The organism is Streptomyces sp. CRCS-T-1, from assembly GCF_024442335.1.
GTDB lineage: Bacteria > Actinomycetota > Actinomycetes > Streptomycetales > Streptomycetaceae > Streptomyces > Streptomyces koelreuteriae.
In genome coordinates this window covers 2,735,026-2,757,660 of sequence record NZ_CP101651.1, presented here as the reverse complement: position 1 = coordinate 2,757,660, position 22,635 = coordinate 2,735,026, and the positions used below count along the sequence as shown (strand labels likewise).

The 22,635-nt window shown below is 71.0% G+C and carries 21 protein-coding genes; 16 read left to right on the top strand and 5 right to left on the bottom strand.

The window, feature by feature from the left end; translation table 11 throughout:
• The first annotated feature begins 367 nt into the window (after positions 1-367).
• From NNW99_RS12090 to NNW99_RS12065, 6 genes are all read left to right on the top strand, one after another.
• Positions 368-1,981, top strand: coding sequence for an ABC transporter substrate-binding protein (locus NNW99_RS12090; protein WP_215118759.1), 1,614 nt, complete (start codon positions 368-370; stop codon positions 1,979-1,981).
• 133 nt (positions 1,982-2,114) lie between these two features.
• Positions 2,115-3,044, top strand: a complete 930-nt coding sequence (locus tag NNW99_RS12085; RefSeq protein WP_215118757.1) for an ABC transporter permease — start codon at positions 2,115-2,117, stop codon at positions 3,042-3,044.
• The gene (locus tag NNW99_RS12080) at positions 3,037-3,999 is read left to right on the top strand and encodes an ABC transporter permease (protein WP_215118755.1); all 963 of its coding nucleotides are present in this window, start codon (positions 3,037-3,039) and stop codon (positions 3,997-3,999) included. The genes NNW99_RS12085 and NNW99_RS12080 overlap by 8 nt, the downstream gene beginning before the upstream one ends.
• An 11-nt stretch (positions 4,000-4,010) precedes the next feature.
• A complete protein-coding gene (locus tag NNW99_RS12075) occupies positions 4,011-5,069 on the top strand; it encodes an ABC transporter ATP-binding protein (protein WP_215118753.1) in 1,059 nt (352 codons plus the stop codon).
• Positions 5,062-6,210, top strand: a complete 1,149-nt coding sequence (locus NNW99_RS12070; protein WP_215118752.1) for an ABC transporter ATP-binding protein — start codon at positions 5,062-5,064, stop codon at positions 6,208-6,210. The genes NNW99_RS12075 and NNW99_RS12070 overlap by 8 nt, the downstream gene beginning before the upstream one ends.
• 82 nt (positions 6,211-6,292) lie before the next feature.
• Positions 6,293-6,703: a VOC family protein gene (locus tag NNW99_RS12065; protein WP_215118751.1), complete on the top strand. Its 411-nt coding sequence runs from the start codon at positions 6,293-6,295 to the stop codon at positions 6,701-6,703.
• Between the two features lie 124 nt (positions 6,704-6,827).
• Here NNW99_RS12065 and NNW99_RS12060 read toward each other — a convergent pair whose 3' ends face one another.
• The gene (locus NNW99_RS12060; protein ID WP_215118749.1) at positions 6,828-8,951 is read right to left on the bottom strand and encodes a prolyl oligopeptidase family serine peptidase; all 2,124 of its coding nucleotides are present in this window, start codon (positions 8,949-8,951) and stop codon (positions 6,828-6,830) included.
• A gap of 177 nt (positions 8,952-9,128) precedes the next feature.
• Here NNW99_RS12060 and NNW99_RS12055 point away from each other — a divergent pair, with 177 nt between their 5' ends.
• The 8 genes from NNW99_RS12055 (at position 9,129) to NNW99_RS12020 (ending at position 16,856) form a co-directional block, all read left to right on the top strand.
• Entirely contained in the window at positions 9,129-9,323 is a 195-nt protein-coding gene (locus NNW99_RS12055; RefSeq protein ID WP_019755516.1) for a hypothetical protein, read from the top strand.
• Between the two features lie 62 nt (positions 9,324-9,385).
• Positions 9,386-10,246: an N-acetyl-1-D-myo-inositol-2-amino-2-deoxy-alpha-D-glucopyranoside deacetylase gene (mshB, locus tag NNW99_RS12050; RefSeq protein WP_215118748.1), complete on the top strand. Its 861-nt coding sequence runs from the start codon at positions 9,386-9,388 to the stop codon at positions 10,244-10,246.
• The gene (locus tag NNW99_RS12045; protein WP_215118746.1) at positions 10,243-10,653 is read left to right on the top strand and encodes a DUF6113 family protein; all 411 of its coding nucleotides are present in this window, start codon (positions 10,243-10,245) and stop codon (positions 10,651-10,653) included. Before mshB ends, NNW99_RS12045 begins: the two co-directional genes overlap by 4 nt.
• 155 nt (positions 10,654-10,808) lie before the next feature.
• Entirely contained in the window at positions 10,809-13,271 is a 2,463-nt protein-coding gene (locus NNW99_RS12040) for a hypothetical protein (protein WP_215118744.1), read from the top strand.
• A 159-nt stretch (positions 13,272-13,430) separates the two neighbouring features.
• Positions 13,431-14,342, top strand: a complete 912-nt coding sequence (locus NNW99_RS12035) for an ABC transporter ATP-binding protein (protein WP_215118742.1) — start codon at positions 13,431-13,433, stop codon at positions 14,340-14,342.
• Entirely contained in the window at positions 14,339-15,079 is a 741-nt protein-coding gene (locus NNW99_RS12030) for an ABC transporter permease (RefSeq protein WP_215118741.1), read from the top strand. The genes NNW99_RS12035 and NNW99_RS12030 overlap by 4 nt, the downstream gene beginning before the upstream one ends.
• Positions 15,076-16,245: a sensor histidine kinase gene (locus NNW99_RS12025; protein ID WP_215118739.1), complete on the top strand. Its 1,170-nt coding sequence runs from the start codon at positions 15,076-15,078 to the stop codon at positions 16,243-16,245. The genes NNW99_RS12030 and NNW99_RS12025 overlap by 4 nt, the downstream gene beginning before the upstream one ends.
• Positions 16,242-16,856, top strand: coding sequence for a response regulator transcription factor (locus tag NNW99_RS12020; RefSeq protein ID WP_215118738.1), 615 nt, complete (start codon positions 16,242-16,244; stop codon positions 16,854-16,856). Before NNW99_RS12025 ends, NNW99_RS12020 begins: the two co-directional genes overlap by 4 nt.
• Positions 16,857-16,947: 91 nt before the next feature.
• Here the strand turns inward: NNW99_RS12020 and NNW99_RS12015 are convergent, their stop codons facing one another.
• Entirely contained in the window at positions 16,948-17,799 is an 852-nt protein-coding gene (locus NNW99_RS12015; protein ID WP_215118736.1) for a transglutaminase-like domain-containing protein, read from the bottom strand.
• Between the two features lie 30 nt (positions 17,800-17,829).
• The gene (locus tag NNW99_RS12010; protein ID WP_215118734.1) at positions 17,830-18,846 is read right to left on the bottom strand and encodes a GNAT family N-acetyltransferase; all 1,017 of its coding nucleotides are present in this window, start codon (positions 18,844-18,846) and stop codon (positions 17,830-17,832) included.
• A 140-nt stretch (positions 18,847-18,986) separates the two neighbouring features.
• On the opposite strand from NNW99_RS12010, the gene fdxA reads away from it, so the two are divergent.
• Both fdxA and NNW99_RS12000 read left to right on the top strand, forming a co-directional pair.
• Entirely contained in the window at positions 18,987-19,304 is a 318-nt protein-coding gene (gene fdxA, locus NNW99_RS12005) for a ferredoxin (protein ID WP_010047804.1), read from the top strand.
• Between the two features lie 313 nt (positions 19,305-19,617).
• Positions 19,618-20,709: a bifunctional succinyldiaminopimelate transaminase/glutamate-prephenate aminotransferase gene (locus NNW99_RS12000; protein ID WP_215118732.1), complete on the top strand. Its 1,092-nt coding sequence runs from the start codon at positions 19,618-19,620 to the stop codon at positions 20,707-20,709.
• Between the two features lie 86 nt (positions 20,710-20,795).
• Here NNW99_RS12000 and NNW99_RS11995 read toward each other — a convergent pair whose 3' ends face one another.
• Together NNW99_RS11995 and NNW99_RS11990 are read right to left on the bottom strand one after the other, a co-directional pair.
• Entirely contained in the window at positions 20,796-21,242 is a 447-nt protein-coding gene (locus tag NNW99_RS11995) for an ATP-binding protein (RefSeq protein ID WP_215118730.1), read from the bottom strand.
• Positions 21,243-21,597: 355 nt separating this feature from the next.
• Positions 21,598-22,521, bottom strand: a complete 924-nt coding sequence (locus tag NNW99_RS11990; RefSeq protein WP_215118726.1) for a heavy metal transporter — start codon at positions 22,519-22,521, stop codon at positions 21,598-21,600.
• Positions 22,522-22,635: the final 114 nt, after the last annotated feature.

The window sequence follows — 22,635 nt, the reverse complement described above, 5'->3', positions numbered from 1 at the left end:
CCCTGCACGGCAGCCACGGGAGTCGCAACCCGTTTATCTCATCTCTGTGTCCGGAATGCGGACACCAGCCACCGATAGATGTGTAACAAGTCCGTTTCGCAGGGATCTTTCACCAAACCCTTTGTCCGGATTTTGGAAGAAGTAGGCTTGAGCTGTGATCGAACCGAGACCTCGAGAGTGTGGTTCGGTCTGGGCGTTTGGCAGATAGTTAGGCGCGTAGAGCTCGGATGTACGGGTCAGTAGCCGGCAGCGGCGCGACTCACGAGCGCGGGGGCACTCGACGAATTCCGGCACCGGCGACGGGCGGGCGCCGTGATCTGTCCTGTGCTCCCTTCGCGGTGAACCAATGACTTCATAGGAGGAACCCATGCGCGGTGCCAGGAGCGCCAAGTGGGTCGCGGGGGCGATAGTCGTCGCCCTGGCCGCCACCGCCTGCGGCGGCGACAGTGACGGCGAGGGGAACAGCAAGGGTTCCGGGCCGGCCGGATACGTCTCGATCGACGTCGGTGAGCCCCAGAAGCCGCTGATCCCGGCTGACACCAACGAGAGCAACGGCTCGTACGTCATCCAGTCCCTGTTCACGCAGCTGCTGGACTTCGACTCCAAGGGCGAGATCGTCTACACGAACGCGGAGTCGGTCACCACCGACGACTCCAAGACGTGGACGGTCAAGCTCAAGAAGGGCTGGAAGTTCCACAACGGCGAGGAAGTCACCTCCAAGTCGTACATCGACGCTTGGAACTGGTACGCCAACATCAAGAACAACCAGCAGAACTCCTTCTGGTTCCAGGACATCAAGGGCTACGACGATGTCCACCCGGAGAAGGGTGACCCGAAGGCCGAGACCATGTCCGGTCTGAAGGCCGTGGACGACCACACCTTCACCATCGAGTTGAAGAACACGATGCCGTACTTCAACTACAAGCTCGGCTACACCACGTGGGCCCCGCTGCCCAAGGTCTTCTACGACGACCCGAAGGCCTTCGGCCAGAAGCCGGTCGGCAACGGTCCCTACAAGTTCGAGAAGTGGGACCACAAGAAGCTCATCCAGGTCAAGGCCTGGGACGAGTACCAGGGCCCGAACAAGGCGAAGAACAAGGGCGTCCAGTTCAAGGCCTACACGACGCTCGAGGCCGCCTACAAGGACGTCGTCTCCGGCAACCTGGACATGATCCGCCAGGTCGGCCCGACGGACCTGCCGAAGTACAAGCAGGACCTGGGCGACGGCGCCATCGAGCAGCCGTACGCGGCCATCCAGACGCTGACCCCGGCGTTCTACTCCAAGACCTTCAAGGACATCGACCCGAAGGTCCTGCAGGGTCTGTCGATGGCGATCGACCGCAACACGATCACCAAGACGGTTCTGAACAACACCCGTACGCCGGCCGAGTCCTTCACTCCGCCCGGCGTCAAGGGCAACCAGAACCTGGACACCGACGTGTTCACGTACAACCCGACGAAGGCCAAGCAGCTCATCGAGGAGGGCGGTGGCGTTCCGGGCAACAAGTTCACCGTCCAGTACAACACCGACGGTGGGCACAAGGAGTGGGTGACCGCGGTCTGCGAGTCCATCCGCAAGGCCACCGGTGTCGACTGCGTCGGCGACCCCAAGCCGGACTTCGCCACGGACCTCGAGGCCCGTGACAACGACCAGGTGAAGGGCATGTACCGCGGTGGCTGGGTCGCCGACTACCCGGTCAACGCCAACTTCATGAAGGAGCTGTACCACACCACCGCCGAGGCCAACAACGGTCGCTTCTCCAACAAGGAGATCGACAAGCTGATGAACGAGGCCGACAAGGCCAAGTCCCTCGACGAGTCGGTGAAGGCCTTCCAGGAGGTCGAGAAGAAGCTGGTCGAGCACATGCCGGCCATCCCGCTCTGGTACTACCGCATCAACGGCGGCCACGGTAAGAACGTCGACAACGTCAACGTCGACTTCCACGGTGACCTCGAAGTGTGGGCCGTCACCACCAAGTAAGAGGAGCCTCGCAGGCTCTTCCCACTCGGCCGTAAGCCCGCCGCCGCCCTCGGTGGCGGTGGGAGGTGCGTGGGGCCGTCTCGTGACCAGGAGACGGCCCCCGCACCTGCGTTAACCCCTCACGGAGGCACCTATGGGGCGCTATGTCGCACGACGACTGCTCCAGATGATCCCGGTGTTCATCGGATCAACCTTGCTCATCTTCTGCATGATGTACGCCCTGCCCGGCGATCCCGTCCGGGCGATGATGGGGGATCAGGCGTACGACCCGACGGTGGTCGCGAGCATCAAGAAGGACCTCGGCCTCGATCAGCCGCTCATCCAGCAGTACGTGAACTACATGACCGGGCTGCTCCAGGGCGACTTCGGTACCCAGATCGCCAGTCAGCGGCCCATCGCGGACGTCATCGCCGACGCGTTCCCGGTGACGATCAGACTGACGATCTTCGCCTTCACCTTCGTCACGGTCGTGGGCATCGGCCTCGGTGTCGTCGCCGGCCTGCGCCCCGACACGCTGCGGGACCGCGGCCTGCTGACGCTGACGCTGATCCTCGTCTCGATGCCGTCCTTCGTGCTGGGCTTCCTGCTGCAGTACCTGCTGGCGTTCAAGTGGCAGGTCACGACGCCGACGGTGACCGACTCGACCGACTTCGGCCAGCTCGCGCTGCCCGCGACGGTACTGGCGTCGCTCTCCCTGGCCTACGTCGCCCGACTGACCCGCACGTCGATCGCGGAGAACCTGCGCTCCGACTACATCCGCACCGCCGTGGCCAAGGGGCTGCCGCGCCGCCGTGTCGTCGGGGTCCACCTGATGCGCAACTCGCTGATTCCCGTGGTCACCTTCCTCGGTATCGAGATCGGCAGCCTGATGACCGGCGCCATCGTGACCGAGGGCATCTTCAACGTGCGCGGTATCGGTATCGAGATCTACGACGCGCTCAGCCGTCGCGAGGGCGCCACGGTCGTGGGAATCGCCTCGCTGATGGTGCTCATCTACCTCGCTGCCAGCTTGATCGTGGACCTGCTCTACGCGGTCCTGGACCCGAGGATCCGGTATGCCTGACAAAACCGTCGAGAAGAAGGTCGAAGCCCTTCCCGGTGACACCGTGAGCACCGCGGGCGTCGTCGTGACCGACGCCGGCCCGGCTCCCGAGAAGGCCCGCAGCCTGTGGTCCGACGCCTGGCACGATCTGCGGCGCAACCCGCTGTTCCTGGTGTCGGCCGTGCTGATCGTGTTCCTGCTGGTGATGTCGATCTGGCCGGGACTGTTCACCAGCGCCTCGCCGCGCGACGCCGACCTCGCCAAGCACTACCTCGGCAAGCCGAACTGGGGCCACCTCTTCGCCCCGGACTGGTTCGGCTACGACGTCCAGGGCCGCTCGATCTACGCACGGGTCGTCTACGGTGCCCGCGCCTCGATCACCGTCGCCGTGGGTGTCACCGTCGCCGTCACCGTCATCGGCACGTTCATCGGCATGGTCGCCGGCTACTTCGGCGGCTGGACCGACACCCTGCTCTCGCGGGTGACCGACATCTTCCTCGGCATCCCGTTCCTGCTCGGCGCCCTGGTCGTGCTCAACTCCTTCGACAACCGCACCGTCTGGGTCGTCATCATGGCCCTCGCCTTCCTCGGCTGGACCCAGATCGCCCGCGTCGCCCGCGGTGCCGTGATCACCATCAAGCAGGCGGACTACGTGGTGGCCGCCAAGGCACTCGGCGCGTCGACGTCCCGGATCCTGTTCCGGCACATCCTGCCCAACGCGCTCGCACCCATCATCGTCGTGGCGACCATCGCGCTCGGCGGCTACATCGCGGCCGAAGCCACCCTGTCCTTCCTGGGCGTGGGTCTCGGTGACACGGCGGTGTCCTGGGGCGGCGACGTGGCGCGTGGACGTGAGCAGCTCCGTATCGCCCCCCACACCCTGATCATCCCGTCGGTGATGGTCTCGATCACGGTGCTCTCGTTCCTGATGTTCGGCGATGCGGTACGCAACGCCCTCGACCCCAAGCTGCGCTGAGGGAGGCGTACGTGACCATCATCGATGAAACGGCCGGGAGCCCCGCCCCGGACAGCTCCGGGGACGCGGGCCGCCCGCTGCTCGAAGTCCGTGACCTGCACGTGGAGTTCCGCACCCGCGACGGCGTCGCCAAGGCCGTCAACGGCGTCAACTACTCCGTCGCCGCCGGTGAGACGCTCGCCGTGCTCGGCGAGTCCGGCTCCGGCAAGTCCGTGACCGCGCAGGCGATCATGGGCATCCTCGACATGCCCCCCGGCCGCATCCCCAAGGGGGAGATCCTCTTCCGCGGCCAGGACATGCTGAAGATGTCCGCCGAGGAGCGGCGGAAGATCCGCGGCAGCAAGATCGCGATGATCTTCCAGGACGCGCTCTCCTCGCTGAACCCGGTGCTCTCCGTGGGCTACCAGCTCAGCGAGATGTTCCGCGTCCACCAGGGCATGTCCAAGAAGGACGCCAAGGCCAAGTCGATCGAGCTCATGGACCGGGTGAAGATCCCGGCCGCCGCGGCGCGCGTCAGCGACTACCCGCACCAGTTCTCCGGCGGTATGCGCCAGCGCATCATGATCGCGATGGCGCTCGCCCTGGAGCCGGACCTGATCATCGCCGACGAGCCGACCACGGCGCTCGACGTGACGGTCCAGGCCCAGGTCATGGACCTGCTGGCGGAGCTGCAGCGCGAGTACAACATGGGCCTCATCCTGATCACCCACGACCTCGGCGTCGTCGCCGACGTCGCGGACAAGATCGCGGTGATGTACGCGGGCCGGATCGTGGAGACCGCCCCGGTGCACGAGCTGTACAAGCGGCCCGCGCACCCGTACACCAAGGGTCTGCTGGACTCGATCCCGCGCCTGGACCAGAAGGGCCAGGAGCTGTACGCGATCAAGGGTCTGCCGCCCAACCTGCTGCGCATCCCGAGCGGTTGCGCCTTCAACCCGCGCTGCCCCCAGGCCCAGGACGTCTGCCGTACGGACATTCCGGCGCTGCACCCGGTCGCCGAGCGGGACGGCGGCGAACTGGCCGGCCGCGGATCGGCCTGCCACTTCTGGAAGGAGACGATCCATGGCTGAGCTCAGCAAGACCGACGAGCCGCAGGACGCCACGCCGCACGTCTCCGAGGTCGACGTCGTCGACGCCCACTCCGAGTCGGAGGCGGTCGCCGCGATCGAGGCGCCGGTAGAGCGGGGCGAGCCGATCCTTCAGGTGCGCAACCTGGTGAAACACTTCCCCCTGACCCAGGGCATCCTGTTCAAGAAACAGGTCGGGGCGGTCAAGGCGGTCGACGGCATCTCCTTCGACCTCTACCAGGGCGAGACGCTCGGCATCGTGGGCGAGTCCGGCTGTGGCAAGTCCACGGTCGCCAAGCTGCTGATGCTGCTGGAGAAGGCGACCGCGGGCGAGATCTTCTACAAGGGCCAGGACATCACCAAGCTGTCCGGGCGTGCGCTGAAGGCGGTGCGCCGGAACATCCAGATGGTGTTCCAGGACCCGTACACCTCACTCAACCCCCGTATGACGGTGGGTGACATCATCGGGGAGACCTTCGAGATCCACCCCGAGGTGGCCCCGAAGGGCGACCGCCGCCGCAAGGTCCAGGAGCTCCTGGACGTCGTCGGCCTCAACCCCGAGTACATCAACCGCTATCCGCACCAGTTCTCGGGCGGTCAGCGCCAGCGCATCGGCATCGCCCGCGGCCTCGCGCTCAACCCCGAGATCATCATCTGCGACGAGCCGGTCTCCGCGCTGGACGTGTCCGTCCAGGCGCAGGTCATCAACCTGATGGAGAAGCTCCAGGACGAGTTCAACCTCTCCTACCTCTTCATCGCGCACGACCTGTCGATCGTCCGGCACATCTCGGACCGGGTCGGGGTCATGTACCTCGGCAAGATGGCCGAGATCGGAACCGACGAGCAGATCTACGACCACCCGACGCACCCCTACACCCAGGCGCTGCTGTCGGCGGTCCCGGTGCCGGACCCGGAGGCCCGTGAGGGCCGCGAGCGGATCATCCTGACCGGCGACGTCCCGTCCCCGGCCAACCCGCCCTCCGGCTGCCGGTTCCGCACCCGGTGCTGGAAGGCGCAGGACAGGTGCGCCGAGGAGGTGCCCCTGCTGGCGATCCCCGCGCGCTTCGAGGACGCCGACACCCCGGCGGCCCACGAGTCGGCCTGCCACTTCGCCGAGGAGAAGGACGTGGTCCACGCGGCCTGACGGCCCCGCACGACGTCCCTCCCGGTTCCCGGTGCCTTCTGACGAGGGCACCGGGAACCGGCGTTTCCCACGGGGGTCAGGAATGCTGCATCACATCGAGCTGTGGGTCCCCGATCTGCCCCGGGCGGCCCGTGCGTGGGGCTGGCTCCTGGGCCGCCTCGGCTATGTCCCGTACCAGGAGTGGGAACGGGGGCGCAGTTGGCGCCTGGGCGCGACGTACCTCGTCGTCGAGCAGTCCCCCGCCCTGCGGGGAGCCGAGCACGACCGTATGCGGCCCGGCCTCAACCATCTGGCGTTCCACGCCGGGACGGCCGCGGAGGTCGACGCGCTGGCCAGCGAGGCGCCCGCACACGGCTGGACGCCCCTCTTCGCCGACCGCTACCCCCACGCCGGGGGCCCGGACCACCACGCCGCCTACCTCGCCGACACCGACGGGTTCGAGGTCGAGCTGGTGGCGTCCCAAGTGCCCGCAAACCCCCGCCAACTGCGTTAACAAGCAGGCAACTTCGGCGACCCGGTCCCGATATACGGACGCGTCAGGCTGAACTCCGTACGGCCGTGCGGGTGCCGTAAGCGGGCCGGGACGCGCCATGTCGTCCCGGCCCGTTGCCGTGGGCTCAGGCGGTGGTGATGCCCAGGGAGCGCTTGAGGAAGTCGACCTGGAGGAGGAGCAGGTTCTCGGCGACCTGTTCCTGCGGGGTGATGTGCGTGACCCCGGACAGCGGCAGGACCTCGTGCGGGCGGCCGGCGGCCAGGAGGGCCGAGGAGAGGCGCAGGGCGTGGGCCACGACCACGTTGTCGTCGGCGAGGCCGTGCACGACCATCAGGGGGCGGTGCGGCTCGGCGGGGGAGGACAGCCCGTCGGCGGTCACCAGGGAGCTCCCCGCGTACGACTCCGGGTGCTCCGCCGGGGTGCCCAGGTAGCGCTCGGTGTAGTGCGTGTCGTAGAGGCTCCAGTCCGTCACCGGCGCCCCCGCGATGCCCGCGTGGAAGACATCCGGGCGGCGCAGCACCGCGAGGCCCGCCAGCCAGCCGCCGAAGGACCAGCCGCGGATCGCCACCCGGGACAGATCCAGGGGATACCGCTCCGCGAGGTCGTGCAGCGCCTCCACCTGGTCGTCGAGCGACAGCGTGAAGTCGTGGTGGATGCCCTTCTCCCAGGCCGGGGACCGCCCCGGGGTGCCGCGGCCGTCCGCGACGATCACCGCGAAGCCCTGGTCCGCGAACCACTGCGAGGTGAGGTGCGGGTTGTGCGCTGCGACCACCCGCTGCCCGTGCGGCCCGCCATAGGGGTCCATGAGCACCGGCAGGGGGGTGTCACCGGCGTAGTCCCGAGGCATAAGCACGGCGCACGGGATGCGGCGTGCGCCCCCCTCGGTCAGCGTCACGCGGGGGGACATACCGGGGTCTTCGGCGTAAGAGGGGACAGTCGCCGTCGCTTTTCCGTCGCGCAGTACCTGCAGCCGCACACCTGGCTGATTCAGCGTCGCCGAGACCAGAACGGTGACGTCCCCGGCCCGCGCGGCCGAGTGCACCCCCGGCTCCTGCGACAACCGCTCCACGCCCAGCTCGTTCACCCGGTACACATGCACCTGGCCCGTCTCCGCCTCGGCGGCCTCCTCGCCCGCAGACGCCGAGACCAGCACATCGTCGTCGGAGACGTCCAGCACGGTCCGGACATGCAACTGCGCTCCCGTGAGCGGCCGTTCCCCGACCGCCAGCACCCGCGCACCGCCCTCGTCCGCGATCCGGACCAGCTGCCCGGACGGGCTCCAGCACGGCACCCCGGGGAAAAGATCAAGCCATGTTCGATCTTCGTCGGCGTGCACCATCCGCGTCGCGCCCGACCCCGGATCCACGGCCAGGATCAACTGGCTGCGCTGATCGCGCGCCTGGACGAGCAGCAGCGGCGCGCCCGCCGCTGACCAGTGGACATGCGCCAGATACGGATACCGCGCCCGGTCCCAGGCGACCTCCGTGCGCACCCCGTCCAGGCCGATCACGAACAGCCGCACCTCCGCGTTGCCGGTGCCCGCCGCCGGATACGCCACCCGCTGCGGCTCACGCCCCGGATGCGCCGGATCGGAGATCCACCACCGCTGCACCGGGGTGTCGTCCACCCGGGCCACCAGCAGCCGGTCCGACTCCGGAGCCCACCAGAAGCCGCGCGAACGCCCCATCTCCTCGGCCGCGATGAACTCGGCGAGCCCGAATGAGACATTCTCCGAATCCGGCTCGGCGAGCGCCCGGTCACCGTCCCCCTCCGCGCCCACCACCCGCAGGGCGCCCTGCGCGACATAGGCGATGTGCCGCCCGTCGGGCGACGGACGCGGGTCGATCACCGGCCCCGGCGTGGCGAGCCCACGCGCCGTCCCGGCCCGCAGCTCGGCCGCGAAAAGCCGCCCTGACAAGGCGAAAGAGGCCAGCTCCACGGCCGCGTCGGTGGCGTACCCGACGATCCCCGCCCCGCCCTCGCGGCTGCGCTCACGCCGCGCCCGCTCCTCGGGCGACAGATCCTCCGAGGCACCGCCCAGCAGGGCACGCGGGTCGGCGGCCACGCGCTCCGCGCCCTCCTCCGTGTCGAGGACCCACAGCGAACTCGCCCGGTCCGTACCGGAACCGGAGCGCAGGAAAACAACACGTGAACCGTCGGGCGCCACACTGAACGAACGCGGCGCGCCGAGCGTGAAGCGCTGGGTGCGGGCGTGCCGGCGGGGGAAGGAGTCAGGCTCGGTCGTCATGCCCTGACCATATTGGCCATGCGCCCCCTTGTGCGGCCGTGCGCCGATCGATGCGCACGGACGGATAGTTATGATCAATGTCGCATAGTGGGTATGAACCTGCTGGCTGCTGTACGGATTTAATGCCCCCATAGTCCGACCCCCCGCGCCCTTGTGGATCTTTGGAGGTGAGCCGCCGTGGCACTCTCGATTTCGGCGGTGGTGCTGCTGGCGATCATCGTCTTCTTGCTCATCAAGAAGTCGGGACTCAAAGCCGGGCATGCCGTGGTGTGCATGCTGCTCGGCTTCTACCTCGCCTCTTCGACCGTCGCTCCCACGATCAGCGAGCTGACGACGAACATCGCGGGCATGATCGGCAGCATCAAGTTCTGACCGCCCGGGTCCCGCGTACGGCCTCGTGAGCAGGGGTCGCGGGACCTCGTAGGGTGGTTCCCATGACGGAACTGCCCGACCGGCGTCTGCTGCTGGTGCACGCGCACCCGGACGACGAGTCGATCAACAACGGCGCCACCATGGCCAGGTACGCGGCAGAGGGTGCGCACGTCACCCTCGTCACCTGCACCCTCGGTGAACGCGGGGAGGTCATCCCGCCCGAGCTCGCGCACCTGACCGGCGCCGCCCTCGGGCAGTACCGCCGCCAGGAGCTCGCCGCCGCCATGGCCGAGCTCGGCGTCCGGGACGTCCGCCTGCTCGGCGGCGCCGGACGCTACAGCGACTCCGGGATGATGGGCCTGCCCGACAACGACGACCCCGGCTGCTTCTGGCAGGCCGACGTCGACGAGGCCGCCGCCCACCTCGTCGAGGTGATCCGCGAGGTACGCCCCCAGGTCCTCGTCACCTACGACGACGACGGCGGCTACGGCCACCCCGACCACATCCAGGCCCACCGCGTCGCCATGCGCGCGGCCGAACTCTCCGCCGAGGCCGGCGCCCCGGTCGCGAAGGTGTACTGGAACCGGGTCCCACGCCCCGTTGTGGAGGAGGCCTTCGCCCGGCTCCACGACGACCTGCCCGGCCTCCCCTTCACCAAGGCGGCCGCGGTCGACGACGTCCCCGGTGTGGTCGCCGAGGAGCGCGTCACCACGGTGGTCGACGGCACCGCCCACGCCGCCGCCAAGGCCGCCGCGATGCGCGCCCACGCCACCCAGGTCACCGTGGCCGAGCCGTACTTCGTGCTGTCCAACGAACTCGCCCAGCCCATCCTGGCGACCGAGTACTACGAGCTGGTGCGGGGCGAGCGTGGTCCCGGTGAGCGGGAGACCGACCTGTTCGCCGGTGTCGAGGAGACCTCATGAGCGACCGGAGTCCGATGCTCGCCCAGCCCGTGCGGCCGCCGTCCGCCGCACGGGTCACCGCCTGTCTGGGGTTCTTCCTGCTCGGCGCCGTGGTCGGCGTGGCCGGGGCGCTGGTGCAGCCCGCGTGGTTCCCGGGCGGGCTGCTGCTCGCCCTCGCCGGGGAGGCCGGAGCCGTCCTGGGCGCGTCACTCGTCACCCGCGGCCGGATCGGCGGCGTCGCGGCCGCCGCAGGCTGGATGCTCGCCGTCATCCTGCTCACGGCCAGCCGCCCCGAGGGCGACTTCCTCTTCGCCGCGGGAAGCGGCTCCTATCTCTACCTGCTCGGAGGCATCGGTGTTGCTGTGATCTGCGCCACCCTTGCCCCGGGGCGGCAACCGGACGGCGGCCCCGTCCGACTTGCCAAATGACGTACCACTTCGCCAGGACGTGCCCGTGGGGGTCCGGTGTGGGATTCCCGGCGGTCGTGGGATACGGGCCAGAAGTGGCCAGTATGGTGGTGCGCGCCGCCGAGCTGCCCGCGTGAGGTTGTGTCGGGCGGCGGAGCCAACCGGGAGAACCTGCCTTGAGTCGTGAAACTGACACTCCGTCCTCCGGGCCCAACGGGCGCGGTGGAGCCGCCTACCCGTCGGGTACGCCGCCGTACGGGACCCCCGCGGTCTCCGACGCCGGTACGGACGCGGGCCGTTCGGCCGCGCGGCCGGAGGAACGCAAGACCGAGACCACGCTGACGACCCGGATCCGGATCAACATCCCCGGGTCACGGCCCATTCCGCCCGTCGTGGTGCGCAAGCCCGTCGCGGACGCGGAGAGCTCGGCCGACACCGGGACCGCCGCGGGCAGCGGCAACGAGGCCTCCGCGCCGGGTGCCGCGACCTCCAGAGGCACCGGCACGGTCGAGCCTCCCGCCGAGCCCGCGCAGCCCGCCGACGACAAGCCGACCAGCGACTGGTTCGCGCCCCGCAAGTCCGGCACGGGACCGGGCGGTCAGGGCGGCGGTTCCACCAACGGGGCCGGTATCCCGGGCGGTTCGAACCCGGCGGCGGGCGGTTCCGGCGCGGGCGCCCCTGGTCCGGGTGCTCCCGGCGCGGGCGCTCCCGGTGCGCCCGGTGGGGCCCGGCCGGGTGCCGGGCGGCCCGGAGGCGTGGTCGGCTCCATGGGCGCGCCGGGCGGCTCCCGGCCCGGCGGTACGAACGGTGCGGGGCTTCCCGGCGGCGCGACCGGCGGACCCGTCGCGCCCGGGCACGGCGGCGGCACCGGCTCCTTCGACGTCACCGAGGCACTGGCGGCGGGCCCGCTGGGCAACGGCTCGCGTCCCGCCCCGGGCAGTGGCGGTGGCGGTGGTGACGCGCGCCGCGACGATCTGCCGTTCTTCGCGGAGAACGACCGCGGCGGCCAGGGCGGTCCCGGCTCCCCGGGCCCGTCCGGCCCGACGGGCGGTCCGGTCACCGGCGACGGCCCGATGGTGCCGCCGGCCGGTGGACCCGGCGCCCCGGGCAGCGGTCCCGACGCCTTCTTCGACGGACCGGGTGGACGCGGTGCCCCGGGCCGACCGGGTGGCCCCGGCGGTCCTGGCGGCCCCGGCGCCTTCAGAGAGCCGGGCAGGCCCGGTGGTCCCGGCGGCCCCGGCGCCTTCGACGAGCCCGGCCGCTCCGGCGGCCCCGGCGCCCCCAGCGCCTTCAATGACCCCGGCCGACCGGGCGGGCCCGGAGCCATAGGCGGGCCCGGTGGCCCCGGACGCCCGGGCGCACCCGGCGGCCCCGCCGGCAAGAGCGGCCCCGGTGGCCCTGCCGGCGCAGGCGGCCCCGGCCCTCTGGGCGGCGCCCCCGGCGGCGGCATGAGCGACGACACCGCCATCCTCACCCCGCAGAAGCCGGCCCCCGAACCGGACGGCCCGGGCTTCGGCCCCCGCCACGACAACGTCTCCGGGCACACCGTCACCAGCGGCATCCCGGTCGTACCGTCCGGCGCGGCCTCCCCGTTCGGCCCGGGCGCGCCCGGCGACGGCCCGGTGCCGCCCGGGGCCCCGAAGCTGCCCGAGCCGGTCTCCCCGCCCCCGGCCAGCTCCTCGAAGGCGCCGAAGAAGAAGGGCCGCAACAAGCTGGTGCTGCTCGCGGTCGGCGTGGTCGTCGCCGCCGGTGGCCTCTACGGCGCCGGTCTGCTGATGAACCGCACCGACGTCCCCAAGGGCACCAGCGTCCTCGGCGTCGACATCGGCGGCACCACCCGCGACGGCGCGGTCAAGAAGCTCGACGAGGCCTTCGACGACCGGGCGGGCAAGCCGCTGAAGCTGTCGGCGGGCGGCAAGGCCGTGTCCCTCGACCCGGACAACGCGGGCCTCCAGTTCGACATGGACGCCACGGCCGACGCGGCGGCCAAGAGCGACTACAACCCGGTCTCCGTGATCGGCTCGCTCTTCGGCAACCACCGCGTCGTCACTCCCGTCATGCCCATCGACGAGGAGAAGCTGCACGCGTCCCTGGAGACCGCGGCCGGCGGCTCCGGCTCGTCCTCCGACGGCACCATCAAGTTCCAGAACGGCAAGGCCGTCGCCGTGTACGGCAAGGCGGGCCAGGGCGTCGACCTCGCCAAGTCGACGGCCGCGGTCGAGGAGGCCTACCGCTCCCAGGTGGAGACGGGCACCGCCGGCACGGTGGACCTCCCGACCACGACCCGGCAGCCGACCGTCTCGAATGCCGAGGTCGACCGGGTGCTGAAGGACTTCGCGCAGCCCGCGATGTCGGCCAAGGCCTTCGTACAGACCGACGCGGCGCACAGCATCCCGTTCGGCGCGCTGTCGCTGCCGAAGATCCTCGGGTTCAAGGCCGTCGACGGCAAGCTTGTGGAGACCTACGACCTGAAGGCGCTCAAGGAGGCGTACGGCACGACCTTCGACGGCGTGCAGATCGAGGGTGCGAGCGGCAAGCGCGACGTCCTTCCGCAGGACGTCGTCGCGGCGCTGCGCAAGGCGCTGCGCGGCAAGACGACGGCGGAGCGCGTCGGGGTCATCGAGACCAAGCCGAACTGACCTCGGACGGTCCGCACAGACCGCACGGACGGACAGCCCCTGCCCCCGACCGGGCAGGGGCTGTTCCGCGTCGTCACCCGCACGGCATGACATCTGTCATCCGGCACTCCGGACGCCCGACACTGCCCCCGCCCACACCCCCGAAGCCACCATGGCCGTATGACAACGACAGCCTCGGTGGTCGCGTTCGACCAGGTGAGCAAGGCATACGGCACCGTCCGGGCCGTGGACGGACTGACTCTGACCCTGCGTCCGGGGGAGACCGTGGCGCTGCTCGGCCCCAACGGTGCCGGCAAGTCCACCACCCTCGATCTGCTCCTCGGTCTCAAGAAGCCCGACAGCGGCACGGTCCGGCTCTTCGGCGAGGGCCCCCGGGAGGCGATCGTCGCCGGGCGCGTGGGCGCCATGCTGCAGAGCGGCGGGCTGATGGACGAGGTCACGGTCGCCGAACTGGTGCGGCTCGCCTGCGATCTGCACCCGAAGCCGTACCGGCCCTCCGAGGTGCTGTCCCGCGCGGGCATCGCGCAGATCGCCGACCGCAAGGTCAACAAGCTCTCCGGCGGCCAGGCCCAGCGCGTCCGCTTCGCCCTCGCCACCGCGGGCGACAGCGACCTCATCGTCCTGGACGAGCCCACCACCGGCATGGACGTCACCACCCGCCAGGCCTTCTGGGCCACCATGCGCGAACAGGCCGACCAGGGCCGGACCGTCCTCTTCGCCACCCACTACCTCGAAGAGGCCGACGCCGTCGCCGACCGGGTCCTGGTGCTGCACCGCGGCCGGCTCCTCGCCGACGGCACGGCCGCCGAGATCAAGGCCAAGGCGGGCGCCCGCCGCGTCTCCTTCGACCTCGCGGGCGACGTCGACGAGGCGGCCCTGCGCGGCCTGCCGTTCCTGACCTCCCTGGCCCTCTCCGGCCGGACCGTGCGCATCCAGTCCACCGACGCCGACGCGACCGTCCACGCCCTCTACGGCCTCGGCGTCTACCCCCGCAACCTCGAAGTCGCCGGGCTCGGCCTGGAGCAGGCCTTCGTCGCGATCACCGCCGCCGAGGAGGCGAAGTCGAAGTGAACAGCCTGATCAAACTGGAACTCACTCGCGCCCTGCGCAACCGCAAGTTCCTCTTCTTCTCGGTGATCTACCCGTCGATCCTGTTCCTGATCATCGCGGGCAACTCCGACAGCACCACGAAACTCCCCGGCACCGGCCTGACCCTGCCGACCTACATGATGGTCTCGATGGCCTCCTTCGGCGCTCTCACGGCCGTCCTCATGGGCAACAGCGAGCGCATCGCCAAGGAGCGCGAGGGCGGCTGGGTGCGGCAACTGCGCCTGACCACCCTGCCGGGCCGCGGCTACGTCCTCGCCAAGACCGCGAGCGCCGCCGTCGTCAGCCTGCCGTCCATCGTCATCGTCTTCGCCGTCGCGGCGGCCGTGAAGCACGTACGACTGGACGCCTGGCAGTGGCTCGCCCTCACCGGCGCGATCTGGGCCGGCAGCCTCGTCTTCGCCGCGCTCGGCGTCGCCCTCGGCTACCTCGCCAGCGGCGACGCGGTCCGCCCGATCACGATGATCACCTACTTCGGCCTGTCGATGCTCGGCGGCCTGTGGATGCCGACGACGACCTTCCCGGCCTGGCTCCAGGACATCGCGAAGTGGCTTCCCACGCACGCGTACGCTGCCCTGGGGCAGGCCATCGAGCAGAGCCGCGCCCCGCACGTCCAGGACCTCGCCGTCCTCGTGGTGTCGTTCGTCCTGTTCGCGGGCGGCGCGGCCTGGCTGTACCGGAAGGACACCCTGAAGGCGTGAGCGGCGTCGGGTTCGGTATCGGGCAGCGCCCGGTGAACCGCAGGCAGCGGGCGGTGAAGTCGCTGTGGACCGGCATCTGGCTGGTCTATCTGAGCGCACCCGTCACCGACCTGCTGCACGGCGGCCACAGCACGGGCGTACGGATCCTCGGCTGGCTGGGCCTGGCCGCGTTCGTCACCTGGTACATGCTGCTGGTCTTCCGCACCGGCCGCGGCGAGCGCAACGGCCTGGTGCTCGCCTCGCTCGGGGTCCTCGCGGCCCAGTCCACGCTCCTCGCCCTCACCCTGGGCCGCGAGTGGCTGGTGCTGTTCGTGTACGTCTCGATCGCGTCCGGGGCCGCCCTGCCCCTGCGCCTGGCCCGCTGGACGATCCCGGTCGCTTGCGCCCTGCTGACCGCCGTGGCACTCGCGACGCACGACGGCCTGGCCTATCTGTCCGGGCTCCTCATCCCGGCCCTGCTCGGCGGCTTCGCCATGACCGGCGTACGCGAACTCGTGCGCACCACCATCGCCCTGCGCGAGGCCCGCGCCACCGTCGCCCAGCTCGCCGCCAACGAGGAACGCCTGCGGCTGGCCAGGGACCTGCACGACCTGCTCGGCCACTCCCTCTCCCTGATCACCCTCAAGAGCGAGCTGGCCGGCCGGATGCTCCCCGGCCGGCCCGACGAGGCGGCCCAGCAGGTCGCCGACATCGAGCAGGTCAGCCGCCAGGCCCTCGTCGACGTACGCGAGGCCGTCACCGGCTACCGGCGCCCCCGCCTCGCCGCCGAACTCGCCGGTGCCCGGGTCGCCCTGACCGCGGCCGGTGTCACCGCCGACCTGCCCGCCGAGCCGCCCGGCCTCGCCGGTGTCCCCGAGGAGAGCGAGTCCGCCCTCGCCTGGGCCCTGCGCGAGGCCGTCACCAACGTCGTACGGCACAGCGGCGCCCGCCGCTGCACGGTCGGGCTGCTGCCCCGCCAGACCCTCGACGGCCCGGTGCTCGAACTCACCGTCGAGGACAACGGCTCCGGCGGCCCGGGCGGGGGCCACGGCAACGGCCTCACGGGCCTCACCGAACGCCTGGCCAAGGCGGGCGGCACCCTGGAGGCGGGCCCGCTCAAGCACGGCTTCCGCCTGGTCGCCCGCGTGCCGACGGCCCATCCGGCGGACGTAGGATCCCCGGCATGAGCCGCACGATCAAGGTCCTCCTCGCCGAGGACCAGTCGATGGTCCGCGAGGCCCTGGCCGCTCTGCTCGGCCTGGAGGAGGACATCGAGGTCGTCGCCCAGGTGGCCCGCGGCGACGAGGTCCTGGAAGCGGCCCGCGCACACGCCGTCGACGTCGCCCTCCTGGACATCGAGATGCCCGGTGCGACCGGCATAGAGGCCGCGGCCCGCCTCCACGAGGAGCTCCCGGCGGTGAAGCTGGTCATCCTCACGACCTTCGGCCGCCCCGGCTATCTCCGCAGCGCCATGGAGTCCGGCGCCGACGCCTTCCTGGTCAAGGACGCCCCCGCCGCCCAGCTCGCCGACGCGATCCGCAAGGTCCTCACCGGCGAACGCGTCATCGACCCCACCCTCGCGGCAGCGGCCCTGGCCGACGGCGCCAACCCCCTCACGGACCGAGAACGAGAGGTCCTGCGAGCAGCCGCCGACGGCTCCACCAACGCCGAACTGGCAACCACCCTGCACCTCTCCCAGGGCACGGTCCGCAACTACCTCAGCACAGCCATCCAGAAGCTCGCGGTGAGAAACCGAGCAGAGGCGGTCCGAACAGCACGCGAAAAGGGCTGGTTGTAAAAACGCCCCCTCAGGGGCGCGGGGAACTGCGCGACCAGCCACAACGCACCCGCACAAGCGACGCGACACAAGCCCCCACGGCGAGAAGGCGTCAATTGAGCATCGCCCGAGCCGCAAAAGCCTCCCCCCGAACCTGCTCGGCCGCAGCCTCATCCACGGCCTCCACCACCTCCGCATAGGCCTCCAGCTCCGAGGCCCCGCCCAGGAACTCCCCCCGCTGCACCAGCAACTGCGCCCGCTCGTACCGCAACCGAGCCGGATGCGAGGGCAACAACAGCGACAGCTCGACCGCCCACAGCGCGACATCCGACCGCTCCGGCCGAGCCGCGGCCCACGCCCGCACGTTGTTCAGAATCCGCAGCACCACATCCAGCGGATCCGCAGGCCGCAGCATCGCCGGATCGATCCCCGCCCCCGTCGCCCCGGCGACCAGCACCTCCGCGTCCTCCCCCGTCAGCACCCGCCCCCCGTCGAACGGATCGGCGAGCACCTGCCCCTCGTCAGGCCCGAACCCGACGACGAAATGCCCCGGCAGGGCCACCCCGTACACCGGCGCCCCGGCCCGCCGGGCGACCTCCATCCACACCACGGACAGCAGAATCGGCAACCCCCTGCGCCGCACCAGCACCTCGTGCAGCAGCGAGGACTCCAGCCGCTGGTAGTCGGCCGGGCTGCCGCCGAAGCCCATCCGCTCACCCAGCAGCTCGCGCAGGGCGACCGCCCAGGCGCGCGGCCCGCCGGGCCGGTACGGCAGCAGCCCGGCCAGCCGGTCCAGCTCGACCTGCGCGGCATCCAGGCCCGCCTCGTCCAGCTCCCGGTCCGCCTCCGCGCCCACCAGCAGGCACAGCGTCGACAGATCGGGCCGCTCGGAGCGGGCCTCCTCGGCGAAGCGCCGCCGCAGCTCGGCGGAGCGCTCAGGGGACGGGGGACAGGGGGGACGCATAGTTGGCTCGTGCCCTCTCGCGACGATCGGTTACCGGCCGGTGCCGCCGGATTCCGGCGCCCGGTAGTGGTGGTAGGCGTGGTGCGCGGCGAAGCCCATCCCGGCGTACAGCTCCCGCGCTCCCGCGTTCTCGGCCTCGACCTGGAGCCACGCGGCCGACGCCCCCTCGTCGAGGGCCCGCCGGGCCAGCGCCGCCATCACGGCGGTGCCCAGCCCCTGCCGCCGCAGCGCCGGATCGACCTCGACGGCGGCGAACCCGGCCCACCGCCCGTCGACGACACACCGCCCGATGGCGGCCGGAGCGGCACCCTCCGTGGCACCGGGCACGGTCGCGAACCACACCGAGGGCCCGCTCCCGAGCACCCGCAGCGCCACCTCGCTCACGCCCTTGCGCTGGTACCGCGCCAGCCACGCCTCGTCCGCCTCCCGGGACAGCACGACCCCGGACGGCTCCTCCCGGTCGGCGACCGGCGCCAGCGGCCCGACCCACAGCTCGGCGGTCACCTCCCGCACCCAGCCCCGCGCCTCCAGCTCCGCGCAGAGCAGCTCCTGCGTGCCCTCGGCGCCGGTCGCGGTCTGGACGTAGGCGGGCAGCCCGCGCTCGTCGTACCAGCGCCGGACGGCGCCGAGCGCCTCGTCGAGCGGCAGGCCCGGCTCGCCGAGCGGCAGCACCGAATTGGCCCGCCGCGTGAACCCGGAGGCGGCCCGCAGCTCCCAGTCTCCGAGCCGCTCGCTCTCCACGGACCGCCAGGCCCGCGCGGCGACCCGGGCCAGCTCCTCGTACGAGGCGGCCGGACCACGGCGACGCGCCGGAGCGGCGGGTACGACCTTCCCCGCGACCAGCGAGGATTCCGCGATGCGGACGCTCTCGCCGCTTCTGCGTGTGATCAGCAGCACACCGCTGTCCCATGATGTGAGAACGCCGACCGTGTCGGTGAACTTCTCACCCGGAGCCGCGTGTTCGATCAAGCTCCGTACGGAGACCCGTTTGCCCACGTCAGCAGCGGTGATGGCCACCTCGAGACGCCCGCCGGCTGAGATTTCCACAGGTCCGTACACCCCTCCTGTTCGGATCATGCCCAAGAACGGAGATACTAGGGGCGGGCATCGACGACGCCGCGCTCCCGCGCGCCAGGCGGCGGAGCCTGAGGAGGCCCGCCAGCGCCCTATCGAGGAGGAACGACAGCGTGACCTACGTCATCGCGCAGCCTTGTGTCGACGTCAAGGACAAGGCGTGCATCGAGGAGTGCCCGGTCGACTGCATCTACGAGGGCTCCCGGTCCTTGTACATCCACCCGGACGAATGCGTCGACTGTGGTGCCTGTGAGCCGGTCTGCCCGGTCGAGGCGATCTTCTACGAGGACGACACCCCGGAGGAGTGGAAGGACTACTACAAGGCGAACGTCGAGTTCTTCGACGAACTCGGCTCGCCCGGCGGCGCCAGCAAGCTGGGGCTGATCGAGCGCGACCACCCCTTCATCGCCGCGCTGCCGCCACAGGCCTAGCCACCGCAAGCGGCCCGCACACCGCGCCGCTGGGCCTGTCGTTTGGATCAGGTCGCAGGGAATCGGCGGTGTCTCGTCATCGCCGGTGAGCGGGGTCTGGTGCGTGCGGCTGCAAGGCGGAGGAGGGAGTCGACGCGGAGCGTCGGCGACCGACGACAACGCCGCAGACGTGCGTGCCGGGCCCCGCGTCTGCGGCCTGATCCAAACGGCAGGCCCTGAGGTCCCGTACGGCCCGATCACGCCCTGATCGCCGTACGGGGCCGAGGCGTTTGCCCTACGACGGCTCGTACGCACCAGAAAGTGAGCCAGATCCGTGTCCGCAGTCTCCGACCGTCTCCCCGCTTTTCCCTGGGACAAGCTGACGCCGTTCAAGGCCACGGCCGCCGCCCACCCGGACGGCATCGTGGACCTGTCCGTCGGCACCCCGGTCGACCCGGTCCCCGAGCTGATCCAGAAAGCGCTGGTCGACGCGGCGGACTCGCCGGGCTACCCCACCGTCTGGGGCACGCCCGAGCTGCGCGACGCGATCACCGGCTGGGTCGAGCGCCGCCTCGGCGCCCGCGACGTCACCCACCGCCACGTCCTGCCGATCGTCGGCTCCAAGGAACTCGTCGCCTGGCTCCCGACCCAGCTGGGCCTCGGCCCCGGCGACCGGGTGGCCTACCCGCGCCTGGCCTACCCGACGTACGAGGTGGGCGCCCGCCTGGCCCGCGCCGAGTACGAGGTCTACGACGACCCGACGGAGCTGGACCCGAAGGGCCTGAAGCTCCTCTGGCTGAACTCCCCGTCGAACCCCACGGGCAAGGTCCTGTCGAAGGCGGAGCTCACCCGGATCGTGGCCTGGGCCCGTGAGCACGGCGTCCTGCTCTTCTCCGACGAGTGCTACCTGGAGCTGGGCTGGGAGGCCGACCCGGTCTCGGTGCTGCACCCCGACGTCAACGGCGGCTCGTACGACGGCATCGTGTCCGTCCACTCCCTCTCCAAGCGCTCGAACCTCGCGGGCTACCGCGCGGCCTTCCTGGCCGGCGACCCGGCCGTCCTGAGCCCCCTCCTGGAGATCCGCAAGCACGGCGGCATGATGACGTCCGCGCCGACACAGGCGGCCGTCGTGGCGGCCCTGAGCGACGACGAGCACGTCCGCGTCCAGCGCGAGCGCTACGCGTCCCGCCGCGCCCTCCTGCGCGAGGCTCTGCTGTCCCACGGCTTCCGCATCGAGCACAGCGAGGCCAGCCTCTACCTGTGGGCCACCCGGGGCGAGTCCTGCTGGGACACGGTCGCCCATCTCGCGGAACGAGGCATCCTCGTGGCCCCGGGCGACTTCTACGGCACGGCCGGCGCGGAGTTCGTCCGCGTGGCCCTGACGGCGACGGACGAGCGGATCGCGGCGGCCGTACGGCGCCTGTAGCCCCCCGCGGGCCGTCAGCGAAACGGAACACGGCGAAGGGGTCCAGGGAATTCCCTGGACCCCTTCGCCGTGTTCCGGGACCGGCGTCAGCCGATCGGCAGGCCCTTCGCCGGCAGCGTCTTCGCGGACGGCACGCCGCCCTTCGTCAGCGAGTCGGTCGGCAGACCGCCCTGCGCCGAACCGGCGGCCTCGCCGACGAGCTGCCCGGCGGAGCCCGCCGCCTCACCGGCCGCCTTCTGGGCGACGGGCGTGGCCTTCTTGACCGTCTTGCCGCCGAGCTTGCCCGCGGCCGGCACCGCCTTCTTGACGGCCTTGCCGCCGGTGTCACCGGCGGACTTGCTGACGTCCGTCGCCGCGCCGTCGACGGTGTTGCCGACGTTCGCCCCGTCCAGGGCGGTCAGGCCGCCGAGGTTCGGGTTGGCCGGCAGCTCGGGGGCCGCACTCGCGGAGCCGGCCGCACCGACCCCGGCAGCCGCCCCCGCAGCGACAATGAGCGCGGCACGGGCGATCCGGCGGGTCAGGGGGAGGGACATGGTGCTCCTTCGACGGAGAGAACAGTGAGGTTCGTGAAGTGTCCGACCGGCTCCGGGAGTTGATCGACTGGCTGTTGACCACCCCGGCTCGGACGCAGTGACTACCGCTCGAAGCCCGGGAAGGTTGCGGCGTCGCAACGTAAAGAGTTGGTAATGCGTCGCATAATCGGCTGCGGACAAACGGGCAAAAAGACCCACCCCGGAAAGTCCGCCGAATCCTTCCAGCCCTGTACGCCCAAGGGTTTTCACGGATTCCCGGGTGAGGACGCGAAAACCTGCGCACACCGTCGCGGCCGAGCCGCGCGGGTAATCCCCAGGGGTGAGTTCCCGTACCTCTGCGCGATCCGGGTACGAGTCAGCGCATCGTGACAATACGGACGTCGTCCGCGTCCCGCTGCGCGCCCGCGGTGCCCTTCGTCGCCGGAGCGCGCCATTCGCTGGCCGTGTTCCCGGCGACCCACTCACGCCCGGCGTACGTCACGCGCGCGATGTGCAGCTCGGAGGCGTTGGCCACGGCCCAGTGCGCGAGCTGCCAGCCGCGCTGCTCCGTGCTCCGCCCGGTCGCGGAACCCGGGGCGGTGGTCACCGGCAGCGTCACCGTCCGCCCGCCGGACTCGCCCGTACCGCCGCTCGGGGACGGCGTCGGCGTGGCCGCCGAGGAGCCGCCCACCTCGGCGGCGGCCGGCTCCAGCACATCGCGTCCGAAGTCCCGCACGAGCGCGGTACGCACCCCGTCCGGGCCCGTCGCCCGGGTCGCGCCCGGACGGCCCTCGCAGGTCAGCGTGGCCGAGGACTGGCCGGTGAGGGCGGCGGCGAGCAGCGCGGCGTCCGGCTCGTGCTTGGCGTAGGCCTGCGGGAAGCCGCTGCGCTGCACGCGCTGCGCGGCGACGGTGAGGGGCAGCCGGGTGTAGCCGGGCACCTTGACCAGGTGGTCGTAGAACTCGCCGGCCGAGTACGTCGGGTCCAGGATCTCCTCGCGCGTGCCCCAGCCCTGCGAGGGCCGCTGCTGGAACAGGCCGAGGGAGTCCCGGTCGCCGTGGTTGATGTTGCGCAGGCTCGACTCCTGCAGCGCGGTCGCCAGCGCGATGGTCACGGCCCGCTCCGGCAGCCCGCGCCCGGTGCCCACGGCGGTGATCGTCGCCGCGTTCACGGCCTGCTCCGGGGAGAACGTGTACGACGCCCCGTCGCCCTTGCCCGAGACGACCTTGCAGCCCGGTTCGCCCGTGCCTCCGGTGATGTACTGCACGACGAGGTATCCGGCGACCGCGAGCAGGGCCATGAAGGCGGACCCGCATCGAAAGAGGCGGCCGCGACGCTTGGGGGAGGACGGCTCTGGCACGCCGTACAAGGTACTGGAGAGTATGGATGCCCATGTGCCCGGTGGGGAGACTGG

Excerpts from the sequence above, each read along its gene's own strand:
- NNW99_RS12035 (WP_215118742.1), top strand. The coding sequence starts at position 13,431 with ATGACAACGACAGCCTCGGTGGTCGCGTTCGACCAGGTGAGCAAGGCA.
- mshB (WP_215118748.1), top strand. The coding sequence starts at position 9,386 with ATGACGGAACTGCCCGACCGGCGTCTGCTGCTGGTGCACGCGCACCCG.
- NNW99_RS12020 (WP_215118738.1), top strand. The coding sequence starts at position 16,242 with ATGAGCCGCACGATCAAGGTCCTCCTCGCCGAGGACCAGTCGATGGTC.
- NNW99_RS12065 (WP_215118751.1), top strand. The coding sequence starts at position 6,293 with ATGCTGCATCACATCGAGCTGTGGGTCCCCGATCTGCCCCGGGCGGCC.
- NNW99_RS12015 (WP_215118736.1), bottom strand. The coding sequence starts at position 17,799 with ATGCGTCCCCCCTGTCCCCCGTCCCCTGAGCGCTCCGCCGAGCTGCGG.
- NNW99_RS12070 (WP_215118752.1), top strand. The coding sequence starts at position 5,062 with ATGGCTGAGCTCAGCAAGACCGACGAGCCGCAGGACGCCACGCCGCAC.
- NNW99_RS11990 (WP_215118726.1), bottom strand. The coding sequence starts at position 22,521 with ATGGCCCTGCTCGCGGTCGCCGGATACCTCGTCGTGCAGTACATCACC.
- NNW99_RS12090 (WP_215118759.1), top strand. The coding sequence starts at position 368 with ATGCGCGGTGCCAGGAGCGCCAAGTGGGTCGCGGGGGCGATAGTCGTC.
- NNW99_RS12045 (WP_215118746.1), top strand. The coding sequence starts at position 10,243 with ATGAGCGACCGGAGTCCGATGCTCGCCCAGCCCGTGCGGCCGCCGTCC.
- NNW99_RS12060 (WP_215118749.1), bottom strand. The coding sequence starts at position 8,951 with ATGACGACCGAGCCTGACTCCTTCCCCCGCCGGCACGCCCGCACCCAG.
- NNW99_RS11995 (WP_215118730.1), bottom strand. The coding sequence starts at position 21,242 with ATGTCCCTCCCCCTGACCCGCCGGATCGCCCGTGCCGCGCTCATTGTC.
- NNW99_RS12085 (WP_215118757.1), top strand. The coding sequence starts at position 2,115 with ATGGGGCGCTATGTCGCACGACGACTGCTCCAGATGATCCCGGTGTTC.
- NNW99_RS12080 (WP_215118755.1), top strand. The coding sequence starts at position 3,037 with ATGCCTGACAAAACCGTCGAGAAGAAGGTCGAAGCCCTTCCCGGTGAC.